General features: G+C 44.0%; 6 protein-coding genes and 1 pseudogene. 6 read left to right on the top strand and 1 reads right to left on the bottom strand.

Annotated features, from left to right (window positions below):
• Positions 1-306 precede the first annotated feature (306 nt).
• Both HRT75_RS07705 and HRT75_RS07710 read left to right on the top strand, forming a co-directional pair.
• Complete coding sequence (locus HRT75_RS07705; protein ID WP_291184767.1) at positions 307-1692, top strand: rhodanese-like domain-containing protein; 1386 nt, start codon at positions 307-309, stop codon at positions 1690-1692.
• A 135-nt stretch (positions 1693-1827) separates the two neighbouring features.
• A complete protein-coding gene (locus HRT75_RS07710) occupies positions 1828-2766 on the top strand; it encodes a universal stress protein (protein ID WP_291184770.1) in 939 nt (312 codons plus the stop codon).
• Between the two features lie 214 nt (positions 2767-2980).
• Here HRT75_RS07710 and HRT75_RS07715 read toward each other — a convergent pair whose 3' ends face one another.
• Positions 2981-3553 (bottom strand): uracil-DNA glycosylase family protein, encoded by a 573-nt coding sequence (locus HRT75_RS07715; RefSeq protein ID WP_291184773.1) that lies wholly within the window; start codon positions 3551-3553, stop codon positions 2981-2983.
• Between the two features lie 123 nt (positions 3554-3676).
• Between HRT75_RS07715 and HRT75_RS07720 the strand changes: the two genes are divergently transcribed.
• From HRT75_RS07720 to HRT75_RS07735, 4 genes and pseudogenes are all read left to right on the top strand, one after another.
• Entirely contained in the window at positions 3677-3964 is a 288-nt protein-coding gene (locus HRT75_RS07720) for a hypothetical protein (RefSeq protein ID WP_291184775.1), read from the top strand.
• Positions 3965-4108: 144 nt separating this feature from the next.
• Positions 4109-4369, top strand: a complete 261-nt coding sequence (locus HRT75_RS07725) for a DUF4212 domain-containing protein (protein ID WP_291184778.1) — start codon at positions 4109-4111, stop codon at positions 4367-4369.
• Positions 4370-4393: 24 nt separating this feature from the next.
• Positions 4394-6143 (top strand): annotated as a pseudogene (locus tag HRT75_RS07730) (sodium:solute symporter family protein).
• A 97-nt stretch (positions 6144-6240) separates the two neighbouring features.
• Positions 6241-7129 (top strand): AMP-binding protein (locus HRT75_RS07735; RefSeq protein WP_291184781.1); only part of this gene is annotated, 889 nt, incomplete at its 3' end.

Raw genomic sequence — 7129 nt, forward strand, 5'->3', positions numbered from 1 at the left:
GTTGAATTGGTGATTATGCGAGTGATTACTCACTAATCCCGCATGAAGAATCCCAGTGGACACTGATGCATCCCTACGGCAGCCCAAGGTTGAAAAATAGGAAAGCATCGCTTTCTTAATACAGTATACAATTCAATTGTACTGGGTGCCCAACATACTTCTAATACCAAGTTAGTAGTGCAATAAGGTTTAGTAATTGTTGGGTTGTTGCGACTACGCAACAGCAAACGGCCTCCCCGATTTTCATAGGTAGTTCAGGGGAGGCCTTTTTATTTTGTATTTTTGCTGCCTAAATTGCTTATGCAGATGAAAGTCGAACAGATATATACAGGTTGTCTCGCTCAAGGAGCTTATATGATTTCATGCAACGGAGAGGTTGCAATTATTGATCCCTTAAGAGAAGTCGCCCCTTATATAGAGAAGGCGAATGCCATTGACGGCACCATCAAGTATATCTTTGAAACACACTTTCATGCAGACTTTGTAAGCGGACACCTTACCCTAGCGGAAAAGACCGGAGCTCCTATCATTTACGGTCCGTTGGCTAATCCAAGTTTTGACGCACTGATCGCGACAGACGATCAAGAATTTCCTTTAGGCGATTGCACTATTAAAGTACTGCACACTCCAGGTCACACCATGGAAAGCACCACTTATTTGCTGCAAGATGCTTCAGGTAGCCCACATGCAATTTTCAGTGGAGACACCCTATTTCTAGGCGATGTAGGCCGACCTGATCTGGCTCAAAAAGCCGCAGACATGACGCAAGAAGATCTTGCCGGCATGCTTTACGACAGTTTGCGCGCCAAGATCATGACCTTACCTGATGAAGTAATCGTTTATCCCGCGCACGGCGCAGGTTCTGCCTGTGGTAAGAATATGTCCACAGACACCGTTGATACTTTGGGCAATCAGAAGCGCATGAACTATGCCTTGAGAGCCGATATGAGCAAAGCAGAGTTTATTGCAGAAGTTACAGACGGACTCTTACCTCCGCCTAAATACTTTCCCCTAAATGTCAAGCTCAACAAAGAAGGATATCAATCCATTGATACCGTAGTTGCCCAGGGAACTAAGGCCTTGTCTCCAGAAGAGTTTGAGCAGTTGGCAGAACGGCATCAGGCTATTGTTTTGGATGTTAGACACCAAGCCGATTTTATTGAAAAACACATTCCGCGTTCTGTTTTCATAGGACTCAACGGAAGCTTTGCACCTTGGGTGGGAGCATTAATCGCGGACATTTCTCTGCCGATCCTTTTAGTAGTTGACCCTGGAAAAGAGGAAGAAGCTGTAACCCGTCTCTCAAGAGTTGGATTTGACAATACTTTGGGATATCTAAAAGGAGATATTGCCGCTTGGGAAACTTCAGGACGTGCTACAGATGATATGCGATCCGTCTCCGCAGCTGATCTTAAGGCCGCTATAGAAAACGGAGCCAAAGTCTATGACGTGCGCAAAGAAAGCGAGTATGAAACTGCGCATTTGCCAGAAGTTGCCTTAACTCCATTAGATTTTATTTCTGATCATTATGAGGACTTTCCAAAAGAAGGTGATTTCTATGTGCACTGTGCCGGAGGATATCGTTCTGTGATCGCTGCTTCTATTCTGAAACGCAGAGGTTATCACAACGTCATTGATGTAGCTGGAGGATTTGCTGCCATCAAAAAGGAAGGTCTGGAAATCGTTTCCTAAACCCGAATACATTTAGGTTTATCAACTATCCATTGCTGCTTTTAAAGAAGGAGCACGTATGACCATTGTCATATTTTATCGCGAAGCTGCTCGATATCTTTGAACTAAGATTGAGCAAATTAAAACTGATAAACCATGAAAAATATCTTAGTACCCGTAGACTTTTCGGACTATTCGAAATACGCAATGGAAGTCGCTGCTTCCATCGCAAAAAAACACCAGGCTTCCATTCATGTGGTTCACATGATGGGTTTGACCGATGCCGTATTGACTCGAGACGAATCTCAGGAGGTCTTTGAGGCTATGTATCATATGAAGCTGACAGAAAAACGCTTTGATGAACTCCTGAACGTTCCTTACTTGGAAGGTGTTACTGTTCATCAAAATGTAAAGAACTATACCAACTTTACAGAGATCAACGATGTAGCTATTTCTTGTGATGCTGATTTGATTGTGATGGGATCTCATGGCAGCACAGGACTTAAAGAGGTCTTTGTTGGTTCTAATACAGAAAAGGTGGTGCGTACTGCAACCACTCCGGTATTAGTGATCAAAGATCATATGCCAGATTTCAATTTAGAGAAAGTAGTGTTTGCTTGCGATTTTAAAGGCGAGAATGTAGACGCTTTTAAACAGATCAGAAAATTAATCAAAGTACTCGGTGCACAAATGGAGTTGCTTTATGTAAACTTACCGGGAGAACGCTTTAGATCCAGCATTGAGATTGAAGACAGAATTTACAAGTTCTTTGCACAAGCAGGCATAGAAGATTTGAGACCCAAAGACGTGAATTATTACATTGATTACACGGTAGAAGACGGGATCTTTAACTATAGCTTCTCCAACAAGGCAGATGCTATTGCAATCCCAACCCACGGTAGAAGCGGACTGGCGCATTTCTTTGCAGGCAATTTTCTAAACAAGACCCTACAACTCAAAATTCGCAAAGCGATCCCAGTTATGGTAGCCCTTATAGCTTGTTTGTTTATTCTGAGAGGACTCGGCTTGGGTATTCCCTACGTCTCGCCCAAATTGAATCCGCAGAAAATAGAAGCTAAAATGGAATGTCATTAAAAAAAGCGCGGGCTGTTAAAACAGTTCGCGCTTTTGGTCATATTTCTAATCTGTGAGCATACCGTAGGTAAAGACAGATTTCAAGGCGGGGAATTGTTTCTTTTTAGGGATGCTTTGCGCATTTACTTTATGTTTCAATTCCTTAACAATCAAAACAATGACTGTCACCAATTAAATAACAAGTCTCGTGCCAAAAACCCTACTGAGTTAATTTTTACCTCAAAGCTGAGGCTACTTCTTGACGCAATCGAGGCAGTACGGAGGCCTTAAACCAAGGATTCTTAGCTTGCCAGATATTGTTTCTCGGAGAAGGATGCGGAAACGGGAAGTATTTAGGTAAATAGTCTTCAAACTGCTGCACGGTCTGCGTCAAGGTCTTTTGCGCTGTATCGCCTAAATAATAGTCCTGCGCATATTTACCCACCAAAAAGACTAAACGCAATTCTTGAAGTTCATTTAACAGCTGATCGTGCCAGGTTGGAGCACACATCCCGGTGGGTGGATTGTCTCCAGACTTTCCCCGCCCCGGATAGCAAAAGACCATAGGAATTAAAGCGAGCTTATCTGGATTGTAAAAATCTTCACTGCTGATCTGCATCCAAGCGCGCAAATTCTCCCCACTTTTATCATCCCAAGGGACACCGCTCTCATGCACTACAGAACCCGGAGCCTGCCAAATAATAGCAATGCGACTCTTTGGACTGGAAGCAACTATAGGTCTCGGGCCCAACGGCAACAGATCATTGCACAAGTTACATACGCGTATTTTACTTAAAAGTTCCTCCATGGTGCTGTGGTCAGTGGTTTAAAGATAAGTCGCTTGTGCCAACTAAGGCTTGCATGACCATTATCATATTTTAGGTGATGGGCTCCACGTAGTTTTGTTGAGTAAACAATTAAAATCAACATCATGAGCGCACTCTATGCAAAACTAAATAAAGACTGGACCGAGAATTTTATGCTATACGCATCAACTTCAATCATTGTATCTACCTGTTTGGGTGGAATTGCAGTATACACCATCTTTTTAAACGGAAGCTCCCTTTGGTCCATGATCCAAGTATTTGCAGCCGTTGTAATGTGTACCGGTGTTTTGGCATCGATACTAACGGTTCAAAAACCCAAGGTTGTGCTTAACACTTTATTGGGTAGCCTGGGAATTTGCACCTTGCTAATTGTAATGAATTTGCTCTTTTAATATATCGACATTTAAAGTAGTTACCGCGCTTTCTTCTCTTTAGAAAGCGCGGTTTTTTTTGGTTGTGGTTCCCGAATCAATTAGTTTTAGGAATCTTAAAATGCAGAATCGCTTCTAGCGAGAAAGCATTGCAACTAACCAATCATGTCTTCAACAAACAAGGCACGCGCTTACTGGAAAGAGAATGTAATATACTTAGCAATCCTGTTAAGCATTTGGTTTGTAGTTTCTTATGGCTGCGGAATTCTCTTTAGAGATGCCTTAAACTCCATCAATCTCGGCGGATTCAAATTAGGCTTCTGGTTTGCCCAACAAGGTTCCATCTATGTTTTTGTGGTGTTGATCTTTGTGTATGTGAGACTGATGAATAAGCTCGATAAAAAATACGGCTATCACGAAGACTAATTCCATAACCTCAATATTAGCGCTATGAGTGTTCAAACCTGGACTTGGATCTTGGTCGGTGTGACCTTTGCCCTTTATTTTGGTATTGCCATTTGGGCAAGAGCGGGTTCTACTAAAGATTTTTATGTAGCAGGCGGAGGCGTTTCTCCCCTAGCCAACGGTATGGCTACAGCCGCCGATTGGATGAGCGCCGCTTCCTTCATCTCCATGGCGGGAATTATTTCCTTTGCCGGATATGACGGCTCGGTCTATTTGATGGGTTGGACAGGAGGCTATGTGTTATTGGCACTATTACTCGCTCCCTATCTGAGGAAGTTTGGTAAATTCACCGTATTCCAACAGCGCGCGGACCGTAGCGGTGATCTGTGCCTTGATTGTATCCTTTACTTATGTCGCCGGCCAAATGCGGGGTGTAGGTATTGTGTTCTCTCAGTTTTTACAAGTTGATATAACGCTCGGCGTGATCATTGGTATGGCCGTTGTTTTGGTCTTTGCCTTTTTAGGCGGAATGAAGGGGATCACCTATACACAAGTAGCACAATACTGCGTTTTGATCTTTGCTTTTATGGTTCCCGCTATCTTTATTTCAATTCAGATGACCGGCAATATTATACCTCAAGTGGGGATGGGAGGCACTCTAGAAGACGGAACTTACTTGCTCGACAAACTCGATACATTACACACCCAGCTCGGCTTTAAAGAATACACTCAAGGATCAAAATCTACCTGGGATGTCTTTGCCATTACCTTCGCTTTGATGGTTGGTACCGCTGGATTGCCGCATGTTATTGTGAGATTCTTTACGGTTCCCAAAGTAAAAGATGCACGCAAGTCTGCAGGCCTAGCCTTGCTTTTTATTGCCATACTTTATACGACCGCTCCTGCCGTTGCGGTATTCTCACGGACTAATTTGATAGAGACGGTTCGGGATCAATCCTATACTGATATCCCACAGTGGTTTAAAAATTGGGAAGACACCGGGCTCATAGCCTGGAGCGATAAAAACGGAGACGGTAAAATCCAATACGTTCAAGGCTCAGCTTTGGTGGGCAAAAAGCCTGAATTTTTAGAAGGTCGTGGCACCTATGGCGAGCGACTCATTAGCAACGCCAGTGAGGCTACCAACGAACTCTATGTAGATAGAGACATCATGGTTTTGGCCAATCCTGAGATCGCCGGCTTGCCCAATTGGGTGATTGCCTTAGTGGCCGCAGGTGGTTTGGCTGCAGCGCTATCAACAGCAGCAGGTTTGCTATTAGTGATCTCCACCTCGATCTCTCACGATCTTATCAAAAAACAACTCAAACCCAATATCACCGACAAAGGTGAACTGCGCTGGGCACGCGCCTCAATTTTGGTTGCCATTGTTATTGCGGGCTTGTTTGGGATCTATCCGCCTGGCTTTGTAGCTGCGGTGGTCGCCCTGGCCTTTGGTTTAGCGGCAGCTTCTTTCTTTCCGGCGATAATTCTAGGCATTTTTGACAAACGCATGAACAAACAAGGCGCCGTTGCAGGGATGGTTGTGGGCATCACCATAATGTTGGGATATATGATCGTTTACAAAACAGGACTCATTGGAGTTATGGATCCGCTGCCTGCAAGTGAATGGTGGTTTGGCACATCTCCAGAAGGCTTTGGTACCATTGCCATGTGCGTAAACGTTGTGGTTTCCATAGTGGTTTCAAGATTGACGCCTAAACCGCCAACAGCGGTCACCGATATGGTAGAAAATATCCGGATCCCATCGGGAGCAGGCAAGGCTTCTCAACACTGATAAAATAAGATCATCTTTTGATCGATTTGTGCAATTTTCAAAAGGCCTTTTTTGCTAAATTGTAAAGCCTTTAGCGGCTTTATATAAATTCCATTTCATGAGTAATTATCACATTAAGAACTTCCCAGAATACTTCCACGAATACAGAAAGTCCGTAAGAAACCCCGATCTCTTTTGGGTAGAGATAGCGGAAGAACACTTTTTGTGGCGAAAAAAATGGGACAACGTACTCTCTTGGGATTTTTCTAAACCTGAGGTAAAATGGTTTGAAGGCGCCAAACTGAATATCACCGAAAATTGTATCGATCGGCATCTATTTACCAAAGGCGATAAAACGGCCATCCTCTTTGAACCCAATGATCCCAACGAAGCTCCGACTCACATCAGCTATAAAGAATTGCACGCGCGTGTGAATCAAATGGCCAATGTGCTCAAAGCTAAAGGCCTTAAAAAAGGGGATCGAGTGTGTATTTATTTACCGATGATCCCGGAACTGGCCATCTCTTTACTGGCCTGTGCAAGAATCGGCGCCATACACTCCGTGGTGTTTGCAGGTTTTTCCGCAAACGCTCTCGCCACACGTATCAATGACAGCGACTGTAAAATGGTATTGACTTCAGACGGCTCGTACCGTGGAGCCAAAACCATTGATCTCAAAGGCATTGTAGACGAGGCGCTTGAGAGTTGTGCCTCGGTAGAATCTGTATTAGTGGTAAAGCGGATTCAATCTGAGGTCAACATGAAAGAGGGTCGCGACTTTTGGCTGGAACCATTATTGGTTGAAGCTTCCTCAGACTGCGAACCCGAGATCATGGATGCGGAAGATCCGCTCTTTATTCTTTACACCTCAGGCTCCACAGGGAAACCCAAGGGCATGGTGCACAGTACGGCGGGTTATATGGTCTATACGGCCTACACGTTTAAAAATGTATTCCAATACCGCGATTCTGATGTGTACTGGTGTACGGCAGACATTGGATGGATCA

Origin of the sequence: Gilvibacter sp. (genome assembly GCF_013214815.1) — a bacterium.
In the GTDB taxonomy this organism is placed as follows: Bacteria; Bacteroidota; Bacteroidia; order Flavobacteriales; family Flavobacteriaceae; genus Gilvibacter.

Bases quoted from the DNA above. Each gene is read 5' to 3' on its own strand.
- HRT75_RS07705 (WP_291184767.1), top strand. From the start codon at position 307: ATGAAAGTCGAACAGATATATACAGGTTGTCTCGCTCAAGGAGCTTAT.
- HRT75_RS07710 (WP_291184770.1), top strand. From the start codon at position 1,828: ATGAAAAATATCTTAGTACCCGTAGACTTTTCGGACTATTCGAAATAC.
- HRT75_RS07715 (WP_291184773.1), bottom strand. From the start codon at position 3,553: ATGGAGGAACTTTTAAGTAAAATACGCGTATGTAACTTGTGCAATGAT.
- HRT75_RS07720 (WP_291184775.1), top strand. From the start codon at position 3,677: ATGAGCGCACTCTATGCAAAACTAAATAAAGACTGGACCGAGAATTTT.
- HRT75_RS07725 (WP_291184778.1), top strand. From the start codon at position 4,109: ATGTCTTCAACAAACAAGGCACGCGCTTACTGGAAAGAGAATGTAATA.